General features: G+C 70.6%; 14 protein-coding genes and 2 pseudogenes. 9 read left to right on the top strand and 7 right to left on the bottom strand.

What is annotated here, in order from left to right; genetic code table 11:
- Window positions 1-288, top strand: a 288-nt coding sequence (locus BT364_RS37350; RefSeq protein ID WP_256260403.1) for a helix-turn-helix domain-containing protein, incomplete at its 5' end; no start/stop codon positions are given.
- Between the two features lie 101 nt (window positions 289-389).
- Window positions 390-623: pseudogene (locus tag BT364_RS37345) on the top strand (nitrate reductase); the annotation flags it as partial.
- A 117-nt stretch (window positions 624-740) separates the two neighbouring features.
- On the opposite strand, the gene BT364_RS37340 reads toward BT364_RS37345, so the two are convergent.
- The 4 genes from BT364_RS37340 to BT364_RS37325 form a co-directional block, all read right to left on the bottom strand.
- Window positions 741-1,457, bottom strand: coding sequence for a zf-HC2 domain-containing protein (locus BT364_RS37340; protein ID WP_072489595.1), 717 nt, complete (start codon window positions 1,455-1,457; stop codon window positions 741-743).
- Window positions 1,454-2,026: a sigma-70 family RNA polymerase sigma factor gene (locus tag BT364_RS37335; protein ID WP_072489594.1), complete on the bottom strand. Its 573-nt coding sequence runs from the start codon at window positions 2,024-2,026 to the stop codon at window positions 1,454-1,456. The genes BT364_RS37340 and BT364_RS37335 overlap by 4 nt, the downstream gene beginning before the upstream one ends.
- A gap of 121 nt (window positions 2,027-2,147) precedes the next feature.
- On the bottom strand, window positions 2,148-3,146 hold the full coding sequence (locus tag BT364_RS37330; protein ID WP_256260402.1) for a DUF1996 domain-containing protein: 999 nt from the start codon (window positions 3,144-3,146) through the stop codon (window positions 2,148-2,150).
- An 87-nt stretch (window positions 3,147-3,233) separates the two neighbouring features.
- Window positions 3,234-4,169, bottom strand: a complete 936-nt coding sequence (locus BT364_RS37325) for a CHRD domain-containing protein (RefSeq protein ID WP_072489593.1) — start codon at window positions 4,167-4,169, stop codon at window positions 3,234-3,236.
- Between the two features lie 215 nt (window positions 4,170-4,384).
- On the opposite strand from BT364_RS37325, the gene BT364_RS37320 reads away from it, so the two are divergent.
- The 4 genes and pseudogenes from BT364_RS37320 (at window position 4,385) to BT364_RS37305 (ending at window position 7,804) form a co-directional block, all read left to right on the top strand.
- Window positions 4,385-4,855 carry a COG4315 family predicted lipoprotein gene (locus tag BT364_RS37320; protein WP_072489592.1) on the top strand — a complete coding sequence of 157 codons (471 nt, stop codon included), beginning with the start codon at window positions 4,385-4,387 and terminating at the stop codon, window positions 4,853-4,855.
- Between the two features lie 126 nt (window positions 4,856-4,981).
- Window positions 4,982-5,308, top strand: coding sequence for a hypothetical protein (locus BT364_RS37315; RefSeq protein WP_072489591.1), 327 nt, complete (start codon window positions 4,982-4,984; stop codon window positions 5,306-5,308).
- A 77-nt stretch (window positions 5,309-5,385) separates the two neighbouring features.
- The gene (locus BT364_RS37310) at window positions 5,386-6,012 is read left to right on the top strand and encodes a hypothetical protein (protein ID WP_072489590.1); all 627 of its coding nucleotides are present in this window, start codon (window positions 5,386-5,388) and stop codon (window positions 6,010-6,012) included.
- A 138-nt stretch (window positions 6,013-6,150) separates the two neighbouring features.
- A pseudogene (locus BT364_RS37305) lies at window positions 6,151-7,804 on the top strand (IS1182 family transposase).
- Window positions 7,805-7,980: 176 nt separating this feature from the next.
- Here BT364_RS37305 and BT364_RS37300 read toward each other — a convergent pair.
- The 3 genes from BT364_RS37300 to BT364_RS37290 all read right to left on the bottom strand — a co-directional run bounded on the left by BT364_RS37300 (window position 7,981) and on the right by BT364_RS37290 (window position 18,962).
- Complete coding sequence (locus tag BT364_RS37300; protein ID WP_072489589.1) at window positions 7,981-12,369, bottom strand: FtsK/SpoIIIE domain-containing protein; 4,389 nt, start codon at window positions 12,367-12,369, stop codon at window positions 7,981-7,983.
- 111 nt (window positions 12,370-12,480) lie between these two features.
- Window positions 12,481-12,777 (bottom strand): WXG100 family type VII secretion target, encoded by a 297-nt coding sequence (locus BT364_RS37295; RefSeq protein WP_072489588.1) that lies wholly within the window; start codon window positions 12,775-12,777, stop codon window positions 12,481-12,483.
- Between the two features lie 98 nt (window positions 12,778-12,875).
- On the bottom strand, window positions 12,876-18,962 hold the full coding sequence (locus BT364_RS37290; RefSeq protein ID WP_072489587.1) for a beta strand repeat-containing protein: 6,087 nt from the start codon (window positions 18,960-18,962) through the stop codon (window positions 12,876-12,878).
- Window positions 18,963-19,120: 158 nt separating this feature from the next.
- Here BT364_RS37290 and BT364_RS37285 point away from each other — a divergent pair, with 158 nt between their 5' ends.
- The 3 genes from BT364_RS37285 to BT364_RS37275 form a co-directional block, all read left to right on the top strand.
- A complete protein-coding gene (locus BT364_RS37285) occupies window positions 19,121-20,698 on the top strand; it encodes a LysM peptidoglycan-binding domain-containing protein (protein ID WP_072489586.1) in 1,578 nt (525 codons plus the stop codon).
- Window positions 20,699-20,926: 228 nt separating this feature from the next.
- A complete protein-coding gene (locus BT364_RS37280) occupies window positions 20,927-21,817 on the top strand; it encodes an SCO0930 family lipoprotein (protein ID WP_072489585.1) in 891 nt (296 codons plus the stop codon).
- 68 nt (window positions 21,818-21,885) lie between these two features.
- On the top strand, window positions 21,886-22,499 hold a 614-nt coding region (locus BT364_RS37275; RefSeq protein WP_072489584.1), incomplete at its 3' end, for an IS6 family transposase.

The following is a 22,499-nucleotide window of genomic DNA, read 5'->3' as shown; positions in this document are numbered from 1 at the left end:
GAACAGATTGATGAGCTGCGGGAGTTGGCGGGCAGCCGTCACGCCCCTGCCGATGTCGTCCTGCGGGCCCGCCTGGTGCTGTGGGCGGCCGAGGGGCGGCGACGTAAGGACATCGCAGAACTCGCCGGAGTCGCACCGAATACGGTGGACCGCGCCAAGGTCCGTTACCTCGCGGGCGGTATCGCCCAACTGGCCTCCCGGAAACCCGGCCGCGGACGGGCGTTGTCACGTTGTCGGGGGTATAGGCGTCTGGCGGTGCGTCAGACGCCTATACCCCCGACAACGTGACAACGCCTCGACGGCCGCCTCTCCGCACCCCGTCAGTAACCCCAAACACCCCTGATACACCGTTCGATTGACAGACCCATACCCTCTCGGTGGAACCTCACTCCAACCCCCTGCACCTGGTGCCGGTGGCCGCGGGTCTCATCGTCGGCATCGGCAATGTGAGCCTGAAGCTCACGGACAACTTCCAGCTCAGCGGCATCGCGTTGGGGACGCTGATCGTCCTCATCGGCTACCACGCCCTGCGCGTCATGGCTCCCGCCCGCATGACGGACGAGCCTCCGCTCCTCGAACCGGACAATGCTGGGTACGACCGAGGCGTGCCGGGCGGATCGTGATCGCAGGCGCCACCATCAGTGAGGCCCCTCCGACGGGGAACGGCCTCACTGATCTGTTCGCCACACCGATCCGTACACCACCCGGCAGGTCGCGGTCCACGTCCGGGCCCGCGGGGTTCAGACATCGACGGACACGTACTCCTTGCCCTTGTCGTTCTCGATCACGACCTTCTGTACGTCGTCCATGGGGACGGCCGCCGAGCCGTCGAGGTTGGCACCCTTCTTCTCGTCGGCGACGAGCCAGCTGCCCGCGATCTCGCGGCTGCCGTCCTTCGCGACGACCACCACGCGGCAGCGCTCGCCCGCCGGGATGCCCATGGCCGAGACGTTGAGGCGGATCCAGTCGACGGCCGGGGTCACCCGGAGCCTCATCTCGCTGCCGGTCGAGGCACTGCGGCCCTCGACGACCTTCATGCCGCCCGGCTGAGCCGGTGGCACGGTCGCCGCGACCGAGGGGGCCGGGGGGATCGCCTCGTGGGTGCGTTCGCCAGTGTTCTGGCCGATCAGGACGCCGCCACCGAGGACGGCTGCCGCCGCGACCGCCGCGACCGCGCCCAGGACCGCTCTTCGCCGCAGCGTCTGCCCGGCGCGTTCGCTGCGGACCTGCCTCAGCGTGCGCTGGAGCAGCAGGTCACCACCTTCCGGGGGCCCGTCGAGGAAGGCCTCCGGGGGTACTTCGCCGAGCGCGGACTCCATGTCCCGCAGCCCGTCCAGTTCGTCGCGGCACTTCTGGCACGACGCCATGTGTTCGTCGACGGTTCGCACCTCCTGCTCATCGAGCGCGCCGAGGACGTAGGCGCCGAGCAGTTCACTGTCATGTTCCTTGGTGCTCACACCGCCACCCCCTTCAACGCCACCAGCTTCACTGCCTTCGGTCTGTCCGCGTACATGTCCCGCAGGGCCTTCAACGCATAGTGTGACCGGGACTTGACCGTCCCGGGTGGTATCCCGAGTCTGTTCGCCGCCTCGGCAACGCTCCTGCCCTGGAAGTAGATTTCCATAAGCACGTCCCGGTGGTCCGGGGAGAGCCGGTCGAGCGCCTCCATGACGACCATCGAGTCGACCACGGCGTCCGCGTGGTCCTGCTCGACGGGCTGGGTGGTCACCGACTCGGCGACCTCCGTGGGGCGCGCGGCCTTGGCCCGGTACCGGTCCGTGATGATGTTGCGGGCCACGGTGAGCAGCCAGCCACGCACCGAGCCCTTGCCGTTGACCAGCGCGTCCGGGTGTTTCCAGGCCCGGATCAAGGTTTCCTGGACCACGTCCTCAGCGGCGCTGCGATCACCGGTCAGGCGTTGTGCGTACGCGAGCAGGGCTCTGCCGTGTTCCTCGTAGAGGGACCGGATCAGTGCCTCGTCACCGGTGTCCTGTCTCTGCCGACTGCGGGACCACAATGCCGCCATCCATTCTCTCCGTCCTCTCCTGGGCCGATGCGCTGAACACGGACGGCGGGCCGGGCCGGTTCAATCCGGGGCGGATGTGAACTGAATCACAGGCCAGTCGGGGCGTCGTGCGAGGGCCTGGTCACCCGGACTTGCACTGCCGGTCCTCGTTGATGCAGCGCACCAGCTCCGCCATGCGGTCCCCGGTCATCACGTTCACGAACATCGCGTGGTCGGTGATCGGATCGCGCAGCTGCTCCGGGAAGGAGTCGACGGCGAACGGCGTGCCCTCCGGGAGTTCATAGGTAAGGGTGACGCGCAGTTGCGGCACAGGAAACGTGGCCCGCGGGCAGGTGCCGTCGGCGGCGGGGAACTGTGCGTGCGCGCGGTGGTCGGGGCTGTCGGTAGCGAGGCCGTTCCAGCAGCTCGGAAAGTCCAGGGTGCGGGTCGGTCCGCTGCCTTGCGGGCAGCGTGCATAGTTCTGGGTGAACCGGTCCGGGTAGCCGGAACAGCCCCACTGGGCACGGACGTTCGCTCCGTCCGTGGTGGCCGCGACCGGGTCGCCCGTGATCAGCCGCATGAAGCGGGGCATGCCGACGACCGAGCTGACCGGGTTGCCGCGGAACTCCACCCGCACCGAGGAGGCGGTGACGACCTCGCCGGTGTTGCCGTGGGCGCCGACGCCGGCCTTGTGGGCGTCACCGGTGCGGTCGAGGCGGCGCAGCACCGGCCAGTAGTACGTGGACCGGTCACCGCCCGCGCAGGTGGTGTCGGCGGCGGCCAGACTCCGATCGGTGGACAGTGCGTCGGTGGAGAGATTGCCGACGTAGTCGTGGGTGTGGTGGGCGCCGTTCACGACGCCCGGGGAGATCACGACGTTGTCCATGTTGTAGTGGCCTTGTTCGTTGCGTCCGCAGTCGACGGTGTACGAGCCGGTGGACGCGTCGGGTCCGGCTGCGGGCGCCCGGGTCGGCAGAACGGTCCCGATGTCCACGTACTTGTCGTCGGCGGGTGCGCCGGACACCGTGGCGGCCCTGCCGGCGCCGAACGTCATGACGCCCAGGAACACGATCAGCCCGAGCGTCACGGGCAGAATCCCCCAGAACAGAAGGGAGTTGGGGAAGGGCAGCTTGATGCGCACGGAAGCAGAGTGTCACCGGGGGCCGGGGCAATCAAGATTGCCCACAAGCCACCCGCGAAACCTCCGTCAACCCCTTGCCGGTGAGCGTCAGCGGAACAACTGCCCTCGTACGGCGCCGTCGGGGAACTCCTGGGTGTGCACGTTCGAGTAGAAGCCGGTCGGGCTTCCCTTGAGGCGTGCGATGACCTCGGCGTCGGGGACGCTGACGCTGCCAGAGATCGCGAAGACGTTCTTCGGTACGGGAGTGACGAACAGCGGGAGCCGTACGTCGCCGTTCTCGCCGAGCACCCCCTCGTGGATGTGTCCGGCCAGCGGCGCTCCGATGTTCACCCAGGCCATGGAGTAGTCGACGCGGTCCGTCCTCGGGTGCAGGAACGTGGTGCTGTGCCCGTCCGGGTCGCCCACCTTGCCGGGGTCGTCGCCCGGGACTTCCTGGCCACCGTCCGCAAGCGCGCGCAGCTTTCCTCCCCTGATGATGCTGAGCGGGTTCACCGGCTTCTCCAGGATCCGGAGCCGGCCGCGCACCGCGCCGCCGGGGAACTCCTCGGAGTGCAGGTCGACGTAGAAGCCGCCGGGATCGGTGCGCAGCTGTCGGGCGAGCGCGGCGGAGGACATCGAGGTCTGCCCGGCGGCGGAGTTCACCGAGGCGGGCATGGCCGTGCCGAACAGCTCGGCCTTCACCCCGCCGTCGCTGCCGGGCCGGCCCCGGTGGAGGTGGCCGCGGGTCGGCCTGCCGATGCCGTTCCAGGTGAGGGCGAAGGTGACGCGGTCGCCCCTGACCTTGACGAGCGCGACGGCCTTGCCGTCCTGGTCGCCCGCGGTGGGCCCGTCCTGGTCGCCGGTGAGCCGGGCGACCAGGGAGACGGCCGGTGCCTGCGCCGCTTCGGCGGTGGCCGGTGAGACTCCGGCGCCACGGGAACCCCCGGCGTCGGGGCCGTCCTCGGCCGACGCCGGGGTCGCTGCGAAACCGGTGAGACCGGCGACGAGCACGGCGGCGGCCGCCGCAACAGTGAGCCTGCGCATGTCTTTCGTCCTTCCGGGAGTGGGGCTTGCGTTCGGGCCCTTCGCGTCGACGAACGAACGGACAGGCCGAGCGGTTCAACGCGCCCGCGATCCGCGTTGTCGGGGGCCGGAGGGCTGAAGGGGCGGCGCGCGCTGAACCCGGAGGGCAGGCAGCACGTGTGGGCACGGGGCACTCACCCCGTCGCGTTTCACGACGTACGAGAGAGGTCATCACCATGCGTGCACGCAATGCTCTTTTCGCGATCCCGCTGGCCCTGGGACTTGTCGCCTGCGGTGCCGGGAACGACGGCGACACCAGCGGCGGCAGGAGGCCGGTCAAGACCGCGCCCGGCACCGAGGTCACCGTGGCGGACGTCGGACTCGGCTCCATCCTGGTCGACGGCAAGGGCCGCACCCTGTACGCCTTCACCAAGGACAAGGACGCCGCAAGCAACTGCGACGCGGAGTGCATCGCCGTATGGCCCGCGCTGACCAGCCCCGCCCCCGCCACCGCGGGCCAGGGCATCAGGAGGTCGCTGCTGCGCGAGGCGAAGCACTCGGGGGGTGCCGTCCACGTAACGTACGGGGACTGGCCGCTGTACTACTACGTCGGCGACACGGGGCCCGGTGACGTCAATGGCCAGGGCCTGGACGGCGAGTGGTTCGCCGTGGCACCCGACGGCAAGCTCGTCCGCAAGGCCGCGTGACCCTCCCTGCGGCTCCGCCTCCCGTACGCCCTTGATCCGGCGGGCCGTTGAACCGTCCCGCGTCCACGGTCGTTCCTGGAGCGGGGCGGGACATGCCCGCCGGACGACGCGTACGAGGGAGGAGCCTTGGCCGAGATCGAGATGCCGGGAGACGAGGTGCAACGTCTCGGTGAACTCCTGGGCCGGGTGATGGATCTCATCGACACCCGGCCCTCGGGCTACGACCCCGAGGACGTCGGCCCGCCACTGGTGCGCCCCGGCACCAACTTCGACGACGCGTGGAAGGACGGGCGCGTGCAGGTCAAGCGGAACAGCAAGGACCTCAAGGACGCCTGCGAGGCCATCGTGAAGGCCTTCGACGACTTCGACACCAAGATGGGCTCTTCGCTGAAGGAAGGCGGCGGCCAGGGCGGCGACGCGACACCCGCCGGAAGTGGCACCCGGCCGTCCTAGGACGACGGCCTGATCGATCCCCCATCGGCCCGGCCCGACACGAGCCCGGCCCGAAACGAACTGAGGAGTACGGTCCCATGACCACTGGTTCGCACACCTTCGGGATCGCCATCCCGGAGAACTGGACGGAGTACGACCTCCACGGCGACACGCTCGCCGAGCGCCGCGCCGAGATGCTGCGGCACGCCCCGCAGAAGGAGACCCGGGACGCCATCAACCACACGTTCCGCAGCGCGCGGCGCATCATGGAGGGCGCCCGCAGGCGCGGCGCCGTCTATGCCGCGGGCACCACCGCCATGTACGAGGACGGCCTGCTGATGGCCGGGCTCATGGTGTTCAGCGTGAAGCCGCCGCCCGGTGAGGACTTCTCCGCCAAGGGCATCGCCGAGCAGTTCTCGGCCACCGGGGGCCGCCGCCGCGAGAACACCACCCGGACCCTCACGACGGCGACGCTGCCCGGTGTCGGTCCGGTCGGCCGGATGGCCGGCATCGAGGAGACGGAAATCGCCGACGGTGTCTCGTACAAGATGGTGGTGACGCACACGTTCGTGCCGGTTCCCGGTGGTGAGCGGGTCCTGATCATCACCTGCTTCAGCCCGAACATCCCGCTCGCCGAGCCGCTGTACGACCTCTTCGACGCCATCACGTCGACGTTCGCCTTCGGCGACAAGGAGCCGGTGGCCGTCGGCGCAGCGACCACCTGACCGGCGCCGGCCTCGCAGAGGGCCCGGCCGTTCCTGGGAGGAAGACGCTGTTGGTTAATTCGGGCCTGTGCGTGACGTCGGCCTTCAAGACCCGGTTGTGGTCTTGAAGGCCGACGTTGTCGTATGGGGTGGGTGCGGGTGTCGATGCAGTCGAAGGAGCCGGGGGAGATCCCGGCGGAGACGGTGCGGATTGCGCGGGCCGCGTTCCCGAAGGGGAGCCTGGCGATCCGGGTCCGGGACGAGCTGGGGCCGTTGTTCACCGACGAGCAGTTCGCGGATTTGTTCCCGGTGCGGGGGAAGGGCGGCCTGGTCGCCGGGGCGGCTGGCGCTGGTGGTGCTCTTGCAGTTCGCCGAGGGTCTGACCGACCGGCAGGCCGCGGAGGCGGTACGGGCCAGGATCGACTGGAAGTTCGCGCTGGGACTGGAGCTGACTGATCCGGGCTTCGACTTCTCCGTGCTGTCGGAGTTCAGAGACCGCCTGGTCGGCGCGGATGGCGGGCGGTCGGTGCTGGACGGCATCCTGGCCGCTGCCCAGAAGAAGGGGCTGCTCAGCAAGGGAGGCAAGGCCCGGACGGACTCTACGCATGTGTTGTCTGCGGCACGTGAGCTGAACTGGCTGGAGCTGGTCGGCGAGAGTCTGCGGGCGGCGCTGAACGCGGCGGCCCGCGTCGAACCGGACTGGCTCGGCGCGCACGCGCTGCCGGACTGGTTCACGCACTACGCGACTCGGATCGAGGACTCCCGTTTCCCCAGGGCCCAGGCCAAGCGGGTCGAGGTGGGGCGCCGGATCGGCGCGGACGGCATGCGCCTGCTGGAGATGATCTGGACGGACGGCACGCCCCTGGCGCTGCGGGCACTGCCGGAGGTGGAGTTCCTGCGCCAGGTGTGGGTCCAGCACTTCCACCTAGTGGAGGGCGAGGTGGAACGGCGGGGCCCAAAAGACCGGCCGCCGGGCGCGAAACGCCTGGTCACCCCCTATGACCCCGAGGCCAGGGGCAGCGTGAAGCGTGACACCTTCTGGGACGGCTTCAAGGTCCATCTCACCGAGACGTGCGAGCCGGAGACGGTGCACCTGATCACGAACGTGGCCACCACCGTCGCCACGGTCCCCGACGACCGGATGGCCACCGTCGTCCATGCCGGCCTTGCGGAGCGGGACCTGCTGCCGGGCGAGCACTGGGTCGATACCGGCTATGCCAACGGCGGCGCGCTGGTCGCCGCCCACCGCGATCACCGCGTCGCGCTGCACGGGCCGCTGAAGTCCGTGACCGTTCCGCACGCCCGTGGCGAGGCCGCCTTCGGGCAGGACGCGTTCACCATCGACTGGGACAACCAGCACGTGACCTGCCCGAACGGCATCATCAGCACGCAGTGGCACCAACGCCGCTCGGAAGACGGACTGCCGACCATCCGGGTCCGGTTCTCCCCGGCCGACTGCCGCACCTGCCCCCAGTTGCGGCAGTGCGTCAACTCCCCGAAGGCCCAGCGCCGGGAGATCAACCTCAGGCCCCGCGACGAATACGAAGCCCTTCAACAGGCGCGAAAACTCCAGCAGACCGACGAGTGGAAGGACCGCTACAAGATCCGCGCCGGGGTCGAGGGGACCATCTCCCAAGCAGTGCAAGCCTGTGGCCTGCGCAGATCCCGCTACCGCGGTCTGTCAAAGACAAGCCTCCAGCACCAGCTCACCGGCGCTGCGGTCAACCTCATCCGCATCGACGCCTGGCTCACCGGCAAACCCCACGCCCGCACCCGCACCAGCCCGGTGGCAGCACTTCGCCCCGCCGCATAACGACGAGGCGAAGCAGCCAGGCCCGAATTAACCAACAGCGTCTTCCTGGGAGGAACGGCCGGGCCCTCTTCTTCGCGTGTGCCGGAGGCCGCAGCAAGGCCTCCGCTCCCCCGGTGGCCGGACGGGAGCGGAGGCCTTCTCACCTTGCTCTGTGGTGCCGTACGCCGTGCGGTCGGTCAGTCGACCGTCGTCGCGGGCACTCGGACCGTGGTGAAGCGGCCGTCGCCGAGCTGCAGGTGGGCGCGGCCGGGTTCGCTGTCCTGTCCCATCAGGCCGCGTGGCAGGCGGGCGCCGACGAGTTCGCCGTCGCCCATCAGGCGGGGCGCGAGCAGGGCGCCGCAGCGGTTGCGGCGTACGGCGGCCTGCCAGCCGCCGATGCCGCCGAGCAGCGCCTCGTTGTTGCCGGCCATGATCAGGCCCCAGCCGTCCCCGGCGCTGCCGCGGGCGAGCGCGACGAAGTCGGTGTCGAGCTCGGAGTTGATCATCATTTCGGCATCGTCGACGAGGATGGCTCCGGCGGGGCTGTCCACCTTGCCGAGTGCGGCGCGGAAGTCGGCGACCGCGACGTCGGCGTCGGTGAAGACCTCCACGACGCCGGGCTGTCCGGCGAGGTGGCGCAGCGGCGAGTTGCGCGGCGCGATGACCACGATCTTCGTGCCGGCCGCGGTCAGCGACTTCGCCATGGTGAGCAGCACCGTGCTGCGGCCCGACCTCGGCGGACCGGCGACCACGAAGGACGGCACCTGCGACAAGTCGGTGCCGATGGCGGCGAGTTCGTCGCCTCCGACGCCGATCATCGCCCACAGCGGGGAGACGGTGTGCGGCCTGCGGGCGAGGGCGTCCGCGAAGTCCAGCTCGTCGGGCAGGACGTCCACGCGGAACGGCCTGCGCTCGGCGGGCACGTCGGCGTCGCGTTCCCTGACCCGTTCGGCGAGTACGCCGAGTGCCTGGGCCTGGCCCGCGCCGGTGGCGTCGGTTCCGTCTCTCCCGGGGATCAACGCGATCTGAGCGCTGTTGGTGTCCTTGGCGAGGACACCGCGACCGGCCGGGAGGTCCTCGGGGACGTCGCGGGAGTGGAGGCCCACCATGGAGTAGTCGGTGCGGTCGTTGAGGCGCAGGACCAGCTTGTCCTCGGTGGTGGAGGAGAACCGGTTCTGGCCGAGGATGCGGTCGCCGGTCAGGACCAGGTGCAGGCCGACGCTCGCGCCCTCGCGCATCAGCAGGGTCATGGCGTCCATCAGGCTGCCCTGGTCGTAGTTGGCGAAGTCCCGCTCGAACGCCTCGAACCGGTCGACGAGGAGCAGGATGTGCGGGGGCCGCTCCGGCTCGGGCAGGACGCGGCGCAACTCGGTGAGGTCGGCGACGCCCCGCCTGCCGAGGAGTTCACGGCGCCGCCCGACCTCGGCGACCAGGCGGTTCAGGAGGCGGGTCACCCGCTCGACCTGGCCCCGGTCCACCACGGCACCGCAGTGCGGCAGTCCGCCGAGGGCCTGGAGAGCGCCGTTGCCGCAGTCGAGGCCGTACAGGTGGACGTCGGCGCAGCGGTGTGCGCCGGTGAGAGCGGCGGCGAGGGTCCGCAGCGCCTGGGAGCGGCCGCTGCGCGGCGAGCCGATGATGTACAGATGGCCCATCTCGTCGAGATCGAGGACGAGTTGACGCTGCGCCTGCTCGGTGGGCACGTCCACGAGGCCGTACGCCACCGGGGTGAGCCGCCCGTCCTCGGCCGCCTCGGGCCGCACGGGCAGGTCGGCGAGGGTGAGGACGTCGGGCAGCGGGGGCAGCCAGGGGCGGCGGGCGGGCGGTACGGAGAGCTGGGTGGCCGCGTCGCGTACCGCGTCGACCAGGACCGACAGGTCGGTGACCGGCTGGAAGGTGTCCTCCTGGGCTTCCGGCCTCGGCATCGGGGCGCCGAGGGCCTCCCAGTGGAGTTCGGTGAGCACCGGCGCCGGACGGTCCTCGTCCGTGGCCGACGCGTCGAGGCGGCGGCCACCGATCCGCCCTGTCTGGAACGGCAGCAGCGCCGCGTGGCCGAGCCTGGCGTGGGCGCGGCCGGGGGTGCGGGGCGAGAGCTGCCCGGAGTCGGGGGCGTCGATGATGTCGCGGCTCTCGCCGGTGTCGGTGGTGCGCAGCGCGATCCGCAGGTTGGTGTTGGCGCGGATGTCGGCGGTGACCGCGCCGGAGGGCCGCTGGGTGGCGAGGATCAGGTGGATGCCGAGGGAGCGGCCCCGCTGGGCGATGTTGACGAGTCCGGAGACGAAGTCGGGGAGTTCCCGCACCATCGACGCGAACTCGTCGATGACGAGGACGAGCCGGGCCATGGAGGCGAGTTCAGGACGGCGGGTGCGCTTGTCGGTGTAGTCGTCGATGTCCTTGGCCCCGGCCTCCGCGAGGATGTGCTCGCGTCGCTTCAGTTCGGCGCCGAGGGACACCAGGGCCCGCTCCACGAGGTGGGTGTCCAGGTCGGTGACCATGCCGACGGTGTGCGGCAGGTCCTCGCACTCGGCGAAGGCGCTACCGCCCTTGTAGTCGACGAGGACGAAGTTCAGCTCGTCCGGCCGGTTGGCGACGGCGAGGCTCGCCACGAGGGACTGGAGCAGTTCGGACTTGCCTGATCCGGTGGTGCCCGCGATCAGGCCGTGCGGCCCGTCTGCGGCCAGGTCGACGGCGAACGGACCGTCCACGCCCTCTCCGAGCACGGCGCGGGTGCTGCGGGCGGCGATCGCCCAGCGCGCGGCGACGGCGTCGGGGGTGGGTGGTTCGAGACCGAGTACGTCCAGGAGCCGGGCGGAGGCGGGCAGCAGGTTCTCGTCGGCGTCGTCGCCCACGTCGCGGATCGGCGCGAGCGCGCGGGCCACGCCCACGCACCAGGAGCGGGTCGGCGCGTCCATGCGGACCTCGTCGACGGGGTCGGCGCTGTCCTGCTCGGCGCGCAGCCACTTCGGCCCGGCCACGGCCACGGCGCGGCATTCCTCGGGCAGGAGCCGGGCCTCGTCGTCCACGCACAGCGCGTACACGCCGACGGCCGGTCCGTCGCGGAGGATCTGGATGACGCCGGGCAGGGAGCGCAGTCTCCGGGCGCCGTCGAGGACGACCAGGACGTCGGGTTCGCCCGCGGCGCCGCCGCGCGGTGCCCGGTCGCAGGCCCCCTGCCGGGCGGCGATCACGGCGGTGAGTTCGGCGATGCGGCGGCCCACGGACTCGGCGCTCGCGCCGACCAGGGAGATGGTGTCCTCACCGAGGGGCGCGCAGTGCGGCAGCCAGTGCACCCAGGACCAGCGGTCTGCGCCGCTGGTGCCGGACAGTACACAGATCCGTAGGTCGGAGGGGCTGTGCAGAACGGCGGCCTGGGCGATAAGCCAGCGCACCAGCGGCTCGGCGGTGACGCCGCCGGCGACGCCCATGACGCCGGCGGCGCGTAGCGGCACGGTCACGGGCACGGCGTGCGTGGTGCGGTCGACCCTGCGGCGGTGTTCAGGCTCGGCGGGGTCCTGGAGCTCCACGTAGGCGGGGCGGTCGGCGACGCCGAGCCGCATCAGCAGGAAGTCGCTGTCGCGCCAACGGCGCTCCCACAGCCGCTGACGCGGGCCGGTGGCGATCAGGAGGGCCGACGCCGGGTCCGGGGCGGCGAGGCGCCGGGCGTGCTGTTCGGCGAGCACCGCCTCGTCCACGTCCTGTTCCAGTGCGGCCTTCTTCTCCTCGTACTCCTTGAGCTGGTCCTCGTAACTCTCCTTGCCCCGGCGCTTGTTGGAGAACTGGGAGATGAGGGCGACGACCGGGGAGAGGAAGCCGAAGACCAGGAATCTGGGGTTGTTGAAGATGATGAACGAGACACCGGCCATCATCAACGGTGCGAAGATCAGCATGAGTTGGAGCTTGTTGCGGGTGGGTTTGCCGGGCGGAACGGGGAGCTGGAAGCGGTTGTTCACGGGCGGGGGCAGCAGCCGGGGCGGCCGGTTGTAGTCGAGCCCCACGCCGTCGCCGGAGGGCTGGAGAGCGGCGTCGGGCACGGAGGGCGCGGCCAGTTCCAGCAGGGCCGGGCCGATGGCGAGGACGCCGCCGAGCGGCCATGTGGTCCAGTCCCGCGCCTCGGTGCCGTCGCATGTGACGCCGTCCTGGTCGACGGAACGTACGGTCGCGGTGGCGTCGGCGTGCACCTTCAGGCGCGCCGCGGTCTTCGCGAGCCCATCGGCGCGGAGCTGGACGCGGCAGGACGCGGCGGAGCCGATCTCGTAGTCGCCGGGCGGCAGCCGGAACACCACTCCGGCGTCGGCGCCGCCGACGCCGCGCAGTTCCACGACGCCGTCCGGCTCCGGGCCCGCCTCGGGCGCGGGAGCGTCCAGGGACAGCAGGCTGCCGGAGCGCAGTGCGGCCGCGGCCACCGGCTGGTCGGCGGGGAGCGGGGTGGCCCCGTGGTACAGGACGGGCGGTGCTTTCGGGGTGCCGCCGCGCAGCTGCCGGTGCAGTTGCTCGGCGAGCTCGCCCGCGGGGGCCTCGGGGTCGGCCTCGATCATGATGTCCGCGGTCTGACCCTGCTCCGGGTCGACGGCGGTGACGGTCAGACGCATCGTCAGTGCTCCTTGGGCACGGGGGTCACCAGGGGTTGCCGGGGGTGCGGGAACGTCGGCCGGGCCGGGCCGGAGAGGGGCCGGCTCGGCCCGGCCGACGTCCGGGCGGGGTCACTTGCGGAGGCTGGAACCCATCTCGGAGTCGAACTGGGTCATGCCCTCGCCGTACTTCTTGATGTACTCGGAGATGCCCGTGAGGCCTTCGGTGACCTTGCCGTAGTTGTCCGTGTACTCCTGCACGAAGGGCTGGAAGTCGTTCCTCGCCGACGGGGTGTTGTAGCCGTCGGCGGTGAGCGCGTCCAGGTCTGCCTTGATCTTGTTGAGCTGGGCGACCGCGATCTCGTACTCGTTCATGGTCTGCGTGGCGGCGGCGCTGGTCTTCTCGTCGTTGACGATGTAATCGGCCATCGGAATTTCTCCTGTTTCCAAATCGGTTGTGCGGATGGGTATTTCATGGAGCGGTTCGTGGACCCGCGCCCTACACACGAGGGGTGCGGTCATTCGGTTCAGACCTTGATGGGGGCTTCTTCCGGCGGATTCGCCAATTCGGTGTCCTGGTTGGAGTTGACGGCGCCGATGGTTTTCGTGGGAAGCGAGGCGAGGGGCACCTCGGGTCCCTTGGTCTTGAATCCGTGGTCGTTCTCGACCTTCTTGCCGGCCAGGGAATTGCCCACGCCGTAGCCGAGTTTGATGCCCGCGTTCTCCAGGGTGGTCTGTGCGTCGGCTCCGTTGGCGCCCACCTCGTAGCCGACGCTGACGGCCTGGCCGAAGGCGCCCTTGAGGATGCTGGTGAGGGCCTCGTAGCCGTATTCGTGGAGCTCGGTGACAGAGGTGGGGCCACCCGCGTAGGCGTGGTAGTCGTGGATCGGGGTGTGCTGCTCGTTGAAGGAGCCGTTCGCGTCGACCTCGGTGAGGGTCTTGCCGTTGGCGTCTTTCACCTGCACGGAGCCGTTGTTGTTGACCAGGACGTCGAACGTGGTCTGGTTGCCGTGGTTGTCGGTCGTGGTGACGGTGCCTTCCACGCCGTCCTTGGTGATGGTGAACGTGGTGTTCTCGCCGCCCGCGGTGTTGCTGAACGTGGTGCTGCCGTCGGGGTTCTGCGTGATGGTGACGTTGCCCGCCTGGCTGGTGGTGGCGGCGCCGTTGGCGAAGGTGGTGGTGGCGCCGCCGCCGTCGGGGGTGACGACGGGCGCCGTGCCCTGCCCGCCGGTGACGGTGGTGTTGTTGCTGAAGGTGACCTGCGGGGGTCCGGCGGGCCCCTCCTGTCCTGCTCCGGGTTGCGCCCCCGGAGCCACGCCGGGCCCGGTGAGGGTGCCGTCCGGTCCGACGGTGACCTTGTCACCGGGCTGGTTGCTGCCGGGCACGGACACGTCGAAGGAGCCGTCGCCGTTGGCCTTCACGTCGAACGGGCCGTTGTGGACGGTGGAGTCGCCCTTGCCGCCGACCGGGACGTCCACGGAGGGCCCGCCGCCGTTGCCGCCCACCGTGAAGGTCTCGGGGCCGGGCGCGGGGCCGAGGTTGAAGGGGTTGTGCGGGCCGTCCAGGATGTCGGACTTCTGGCCCGGCGTACCGGCGTTCTCCACGTCGCCGGGGCTCTTGCCGAGGGAGCTGTTGCCGGTGCCGACGCTGGTGTTGCCGCCGTAGAAGCCGTCGTGGTGCACGACGGGGCCGCCCCCGGGCGTGGGCACGGTGATGCCGCTGTTGCCGTCGCCGGTGACGGTGCTGATGGTGGTGTCGCCGGGGTTGTTGCCGATGGGGTTGCCCGCCGTGTCGACGGGAAGGTTGGTGACCGGGTCGACGTGGGTGCCGGAGGGGCCGAGGCCGGTGACGCCGCCGGGCGCGAAGGTGCCGGTGGCCGGTCCGTACGTGACGGAGAACTCACCCTCGGGTCCGCCCGTGTTCGGGCCGTGCACGACGGTGCTGCCGGGCTCGTGGACCGGGTCGGCGCCCTGTGTGGTGATCGTGGGGCCGTCCGGGCCGTTGGACAGGGTGTTCTGGCCACCGGTCATGTCCGGTTTACCGAACAGGCCCCAGCCCTCCTGCTGCGGGGTGTTCACCGTCACCTGGGTGTTGGTGCCGGTGATGCCGGCGCCGCTCGGCGAGTTGTTGACCGTGGCCTGGCCGTTGTTGTCGATGGTGTGGCTGACGCCTGAGTCTTGGTGGACGGTGGTGGTGGCCGGACCGGTGCCGTCGTTGCCGATGGTGGTCGTGAACCCGTCGCCGGTGAACGTGGTGGTCTGCCCGTCCGACGAGATGGCAGCGCCGTTGTTGTTGGTGATCGTGCTGGGGGCCGGTGCGGGCGCAGGTCCGCCGCCCGCGGGGTTCGGGGGCGGCGGCACCTTCGCCTCGGCCCCGTCGGGGGTCTGCGCGGTGATCGTGCCGTCGGGGCCCGAGTTGACGGTCGTGGCCGGACCACCGGGTGTCTGGTGGTGGGTGAAGGTGACGGCGCCGCCCGGGTCGAGCGTCGTGTAGACGCCCTGGGTGCTGACGCCGTTGGTGCCGACATCGGCCTGCGCACCGGCTCCGGTGTCGGTGAAGGTGGCCACGGGGTGGTTGGCGGCGTCGGTGTTGGCGGTGATGGTGACCGGGCCGTTGGTGACGGTGCCGGTGTTGTCCACGCCGAAGTTGCCGTTGTTGTCGGCGGCGGTGGTGCCGTTCGGTCCGGTGGTGACCGTGCTGTTGGGGCCCGCCGGGGCGTTGTTGCTGATGGTGCCGTCGTTGTTGATCGTGCTGTTCGCGGTGTTGGTGCCGTTGACGTCCGTCTGGGCGCCGTTCCCCGTCAGGGTGGTGGTGCTGCCGCCGGAGGTGGTGACCTGCGTCGGGTTGGCTCCGTCGGCCGGATTGACGGTGACCGATGCGGGCCCGCCCTGCGGTCCGACCGTGGTCGGGCCGTTTCCGCCCGTACTCACCGACGTACCGTTCTGACTGACGGTCGTGACACCGTCCGGGCCCTGGCCGACCTGGACCGGGTTGACGGTGCCCACACTGCCGCTGATGCCGTTCGGGCCGTGACTCGCCTGGATCGTGCCATTGCTGACGGTCGTGGTGCCGTTGCCGGCGACCGTCACCGTGGTGTTGCCCGGACCGCCCGTGTTGACCGTCTGGCTGCCGGCTCCGGCGGGCGCCGACTTGGTGACGGTGCCGTCGCCGTGGACGCTGGTGGTGCTGCCGTCGGCGGTGGTGACCTGGGCCGGGTTCTGGCCCGTGGGCGGTTTTACGGTGACCGAGGCGGGCCCGCCCTGCGGTCCGACCGTGGTCGGGCCGTTTCCGCCCGTACTCACCGACGTACCGTTCTGACTGACGGTCGTGACACCGTTCGGGCCCTGGCCGACCTGGATCGGATTGCCGGTGCCCACGCTGCCGCTGATGCCGTTCGGGCCGTGACTCGCCTGGATCGTGCCATTGCTGACGGTCGTGGTGCCGTTGCCGGCGACCGTGACCGTGGTGCCGTTCTGGCCGTGGACGGTGACCGAGTGGCCGCCGCCGTTGTCCACGGAGATGGTGGTGTTGCCCGCGTTCACCGGATTTCCGGGGGTCGGCTGCGGCACGGCCGGCGGGACCGGGTTGCCCTGCGCGTCGTTGGCCGTGATGGTGCCGTCGGCAGCGACGTTGATCTCCTGGTCGCCGTGCGCGATGCTCGCCGAGCCGTCGTTGTTGACCGTGGTCGAGCCGCCGATGGTGACGCCGTCCGCCCCGTGGCTGATCCCGTCGACGTGGAACTTGCCGTTGGGGTTGATGGTGAACGTCGTGCCGTCCGGGGCGCTGAACTTGATGTCGAGCGGCGAGAAGTCGACCTTGCCGCCGGGGCCGGTGGCCGTGCCGCCGCCGTTGCCGTCCGTGGTGATGCCGTTGACGGCGACGCCGCCGCCCGGGCCGACCGAGACCTGCGGCTGACCGCCGGGCGGCGTCACGTCGAGGCCGCCGCCCGGCTTGGTGGTGACGGCGGTGCCATCGGGGCCGTTGAAGGTGACCGGGGCCGCGCCGGACGGGCCCACGGCGATGTCCCCGTTCGGGTTGACCGTGACCGGCGGCTGGGTGCCGGAGGGGTTCAGGTCGAACTGGCCCTGCGGGTTGACGGTGAACGTCCCGCCGTCGGGCGTGCTGAACTTGATATCGGTCGGCGAGAACGCCACGTTCCCCCCGCCGCCGGTGGCCGTACCGCCGCCACCCCCGTCGGTGTTGATGTTGCCGGTGGTGATGGAGCCGTCCGGGCCGACCGAGACCTGCGGCTGACCGCCGGGCGGCGTCACGTCGAGCGAGTTGCCCGGCCCGTTGAACTGCACCGTGTCGGGGGTGGGGCCGCCGGTGTTCACCGTGAACCCCGTGTGGTCGAGCGTGGTGGCGGGGCCGCCCGGCGTGGTGATGGTGGCGCCGCCGGCCGGGGGGATGCTGGTGCTGACGTTGGTGTCGGTGAAGGTGACCGGGCCGCCCGCGTTGGCCGGGGGCAGGTTGACGTTCTGGCCGCCGCCGTCTCCGTTGACGACGCTCACGTTGCCGTTGTTGCCGACGTCGGCCTGCGTGCCGTCCGGCAGGGCGAATCCACCCCCGGGGTTCCCCGTGTTGCCGTTGAGCGTGGTGTTGCCGAAGTTGATGTCGACGTTGCCGTCGGCGGGGTTGTGGGTCGCCACCGGCTGACCCGCCGGGGGGCCGTTGAAGACCGAGTTGACGCCGTTCGTGTTGTCCGTGGTGAGCCCACCACCACCCACCGTCGTGGAGCCGCCGTTGTCGGTCAGGGTGAGGCCGTTCGGGGTGGAGATCGTGTTGTTGTTCACGGTGAACTCCGGCGTGGGACCACCGCCGTCACCGCCGGGCGAGCTGAACGTCGTGGTGCCGTCCGGCCCCTTGGAGACCTCGCCGAACGGTCCCGAGGTCGTGAAGCCGCCGTCCGGGCCCAGCTCCGTGGAGAGCGCGGGCTTCTCCGACTGCGCGGGCGCGAACTCGCCGGCGAGCCCGCCGGTGATCTGCTCCTTCGTGGTCGGGCCCTGGACCGGGGTGCTGATCGTCGTCGTGTTGCCGTTCGAGGTGATGACGTCCCCGTCCGGGCTCTTGATGGTGTTCGTGCCGTTCGCGGTCGTCGACGTGAACCCGTCCGGTGTCGTGGTGGTCGTCGACGTCTCGGGCCCCGGGACTCCGAAGGGCAGGTCGTCGGGGGCTTCGACCTGGTCGGCCTTGGGACCGGGCGGAGTGATCTTCGTTTCGGTCTTCGCACCGTCCGGGGTCGTGACCTTCGTCTTGACCTCGCCCGTGGTGGGGTCCGACTTGGTCTGGCCGTTGATGCCGTGGAAGCCGGTCTTCTGCCCGCCCTTGGTGTCGTTGAACAGGACGTTGCCGGGTTTGAACTTGCCGTCGACGACACCGAGGCTGTTCACGGAGAACGCCTTGTCGATGTTGCTCTTGAACTTGCCCTTGGTGGTGAAGGCGTCCTTGATGCTGGTGGCGAACTTCGTCCCACCGAACAGGGTGAGGGCACCGGCCGTGGCGGCGCCGAGCGCGGCACCCTTGGCGGCCGAGGCCGCGTCGAACTTCTTCCCGTCGATCCACGCCGTGAGCCCGCTCGCCAGGAAGCCGAGGCTGAACTCGGTGGTCACGTCGATCGCGAACTTGGCACCGAGGGCCAAACCGGGGGACGTCTTGAGACCCACGAGTCCCTTGGACAGCGGGTCGATGATCTTGCGGATGAACGTCGAGTTCTTCAGGGCCGCCGAGACCGCCCCCGAAGCGGTCCCGACGCCCTTGCCCACCTTGGCCAGGAACGGCGCGAGCTTCGCCAGCTTGCCCGCCGCCCCGACGATCTTCCCGAGCCCGCCGAGCAGCACGCCACCGGGTACGAGGGTGAGCAGGCCGATGATGATCTCACCGGCGTCGATCTTGCCCTGCGACACCATCCGGATCACCGACACCGCGAACAGAATCGCGCCCAGGATGAGACCCACGACCGGGAAGAACACGGCGACGATGCCGATGATGACACCGGCGATGATCTCCACCAGCGGGTTGTCCGCGAGGAAGTCACCGAACGCCTTCACGAAGTCCCGTGCGGGGATGGCCTGTTCAGCGGCGTCATCGAGGATGATCGTCGCCCTTTCGGACCCCTCCTCGCGCACCCGCTGCGCCATGCGGCCGAGCTCCTCGGCAGCGGACAGCGCCTCCTTCGCGGCGTTCACCTCGCCCTGCTGCGTCTGGTGTGTCTCGGCCTGCTCCGGAGTGGCGTCCGCCGCGAGCGCCGGGACCTCCGTCTTCGCGGTGGCGGCGACCTCCTGGCCCTGGTCGATGGCCCGGTCCAGCAGGTCCTGGGCGGTGGTCAGGGTGTTCGCGTATTCGTCGTAGGCACCCGCAGCGGTGCGGAAGGAGTCCCTGGTCTTCTCCAGGAGCCCCGGCAGGTCCTTGGTGATGCGCGTCTTCAGGGCGTCCATCGCCTGGCCCTTGCCGCGGCGCAGCGCCCCGTCGTCGCGCAGCAGCTCGACCGCCTCGCCCGCCCCGTCGCTCAGCTCCTGATAGGTCTTGGCCAGTGTTCTGATCGCCTCCGGGTTCCCAGGGGTCGGATCCTCCCCGAACCCGAGCACCTCCCAGCCCGTGGCATGCCGACGCGCCATTTCCAACTCCTCCCGGCTACAAGCCCGTTCGGCACCTCCTAACGGGGTGTTCGGCGTTTCGGTTCAGCTCGTTGAACCGCCCCGGGGTTCCGTGCGTGTGACGGCCGACGCATCAGCAGTGCGCGTCACCAGGCCCCGTACGGAGGAGGACGAGAAGGATGCGCGACGCCCCGAGGACGACGAACGAAGCACGGCGGCCGGCGCCGTGGCGCACGACGGCACGGGTGACGGCGGTGTGCGGCCTGGTGGCCGTCACCTGGCTGGCACTGCCCGCATCTGCGCAGGCTCTGGGACCGGTACGGGCTCCGGACTCCGTACCGGTCCTGGCAGCCGTGCAGGCGCAGCCTTCCCGGGCGCTGCGGGCCGACGAGGTGACGAAGTACTACGTGGTCAAGTCCGCGCAGGAGAACGGCGGCGAGCAGGAGACGCTGTTCGGGATCGCACAGCGCACCCTCGGCGACGGCGACCGGTTCGAGGAGATCCTGGTCCTCAACAGCGGGCGCCAGCTGCCGGACGGTTCGGCTTTCGTGAGTCCCGACCAGCTGACCCCGGGCTTCCCGCTCATCCTGCCGGAGGACGCGGACGGAGCCGGCGTGGAGTTCGGTGTGCTGCCCGAGGAGAACGCCGACGCGGCGAAGCCCCCCGCACGGAGCGCCTCCCCCGCGCCCCGCGCCGCGGCCGGCCGGGGCTCGGGACCGTTCGCCGGGCTGGGCGACCGGGTCGGGTCGCCCTGGCTGATCGGGGGTGTCGCCGGCGTCGCCGTACTGACCGTGGTCATCGTCGCGCGGCGTCCGATCGGCCGGGCCGTGCGCGCCACCGGCTCCGGGATCGCGCGGGCCGCCCGGGTGCTGCGGCCGCGGCTGCCGCGCGGCCTGGCGCTCGCGCTGCGGCGGCGTCGGCGGGGCGCGCTCGCGCGGCGGCTCGCGGCGGACACCCGTACGCCGGTGGTGGTGCGGCAGGCGCTGCGCGAACTGATCCCTGCCGACGCGGCGGAGGTGGAGCGTCCGGTACGGGTCTACAGCGTCCTCGCCGAACCAACGAAGCTGCTGGCGTCGGTGTCCGGGGCGCACACGGCGCCCGTGCCGTGGACCGCGGTCGAACCGAATCGCTGGGAGCGCACCGGACTGCCCTCCGTCATCGAGGGCGGTCCGGCGGCCGACGTGACGCTCGCGCTGCCGCATCTCGCCCGGATCGGGGTGAGCGAGCGGGGCGCGCAGGTCATGGTGGACCTCGGGCAGATCAACGGCGCGCTGAGCGTCAGCGGTGACCTCGTCGTCGCCCAGGACACCGTGGCGGCGCTGGTGCGCGGGCTGCTCGAACTGCCGCGGCAGAGCACGGTGGTGGTCTCGGTGGACCCAGGCGCGAGTGCCCTGCCCGGCCTCAATGGTCTGGTCCGGGTCCGCTCCGTGTCGGAGGTGAAGGGCAAGGCCCCCGAGGAGATCCTCAACTCCGCCGAGGAACTGGGCGTCGGCCTGGTGCGTGGCGCCGCCCGCACGGGCGAGGTCACCGGGTTCGTCGTCCTCCAGGACGCGCCGACCGCCGAGGAGGCGCGGGCGCTCGCGGACCTCACCGGGTCCGAGGGCGGCGGCTGGATCGTGCTGACGGTGGGCGACGTACCGGGGGCGCACTGGCGGTGGTACGCGGAGAACGACGGCAGCGTCGACCTGGGCGTACTCGGTCTGCGGGTGGTCGTTCCCACGCAGACGTTGGCCGGGGCGGGTACGGGGCGGGTCTGACGGCTCGCGACCCGGTAAAAGATTCTTCCGGGAATTGAACCTACCCGCCACAGCGGCCGTTTTCACAGCGATACTGCCCGGCCAGAAGGAATTCCGGGACCAGAAACTCCGCCCCGGCAGTCGGCCGACTCCTCCCCTGCTGCCGGGGCGGGCCATTACTTCAGCACTTCAGCATTCAGCACTTCAGCGAAAAGCAAATTCTCCAAGACATCCGAAAGAGGGATACCCATGCGTAAATTCACCTGCGTCCCGGTCGTATTCACACTCGCCGCGGTCATGCTGACGGCGGCCTGCGCAAGCTCCCAGGGCACGGCGGCGACCACCACCGGCTCCGCCGGGCGCGCCGCCGCGACGGGCAACGGTGCGCAGCCCTCGCAGGCGGGCCGCCTCAGCGTCTGGAAGAGCCGGCAGTTGGGCCCGGTCGTGACGGACGGCGCGGGCTTCACCCTTTACCGCTTCGACAAGGACACGGCGAAGCCGCCCGCTTCCAACTGCGCGGGCGACTGCGCCGCGGCCTGGCCGCCGGTGCTCGCCGACGGTGCGAAGGCGGGCCGCGGCGTGGACCCCGGGCTGCTCGGCTCGGTGAAGCGCGCGGACGGCACGAGGCAGCTGACGCTCGCGGGATGGCCGCTGTACCGCTACGCGCAGGACACGGCGCCCCGGCAGACCCGTGGGCAGGGCGTCGGCGGTACCTGGTTCTCGGCCGCGCCCGACGGCACGAAGGCAAAGGCACAGGCGCAGGAGGCCCCGAGCGAGCCGAAGGACCTGCCCGCCCTGTCCACGGTCGACGACAAGGAGCGCGGCACGATCGTCCGCGACGGCAAGGGGCGTACGCTCTACCGCTTCACCAAGGACACCGCCTGGCCGATGAAGTCCAACTGCCGGGGCGGCTGCCTGGAGAAGTGGAAACCCGCCGGGCTCGTCGACAAGAAGAACATCAAGGGCATCGACCCGAAGCTGCTCAGCCCGTACACCCGCTCCGACGGCACGAAGCAGCTCAGCATCGACTGCTGGCCGCTCTACTGGTACACCGGCGACGAGAAGCCCGGCGACGCCAACGGCCAGGGCGTGAACGGCACTTGGTTCACCGTGCGGCCCAACGGCAAGCTGGCCAAGTAGTGGCACTGTCACGTTGGCGAATGGCGTGGGAGGATCTTCGAGTTGATCATGGTGGAGGGGGATCGTCCGTGGGGAGCGCGTCGCCGTCGTACAAGGGGCACCGGTACGTGGAGATCATCTCCCACTGCGTGTGGCTGTACTTCCGCTTCCCGCTCAGTTTCCGCGAGGTCGAGGAACTGATGCTCGAGCGCGGCGTGATCGTCTCCCACGAGACCGTCCGCCGCTGGTGCGCGAAGTTCGGCCAGGCCTACGCCAACGGCCTGCGCCGCCGGCGACCCCGGCCCGGCGACAAGTGGCACCTGGACGAGGTCTTCATCAAAATCAACGGAGAGCAGAAGTACCTGTGGCGAGCCGTCGACGCCGACGGCAACGTGCTCGACATCCTGGTCCAGAACCGGCGGGACACCGCTGCGGCCAGGCGCGTCTTCCGTCGCCTGCTGAAGACGACCTGCTCGGTGCCGAGGGTAGTCGTCACGGACAAGCTGCGCTCCTACGGGGCGGCCCACCGCGAGGTGATGCCCTCGGTCGAGCACCGCTCCCACAAGGGCCTGAACAACCGGGCCGAGAACAGCCACCAGCCCACCCGCCAGCGCGAACGCGCGATGAAGGGGTTCCGCAGCATCGGTGGAGCACAGCGGTTCCTGTCCGCGTTCAGCGGCATCTCACCCCACTTCCGGCCCCG

Source organism: Streptomyces atratus (assembly GCF_900119365.1).
Taxonomy (GTDB): Bacteria; Actinomycetota; Actinomycetes; order Streptomycetales; family Streptomycetaceae; genus Streptomyces; species Streptomyces atratus_B.
The sequence above is the reverse complement of the archived record's forward strand: the minus strand, read 5'-3'. Positions and strand labels throughout refer to the sequence as shown.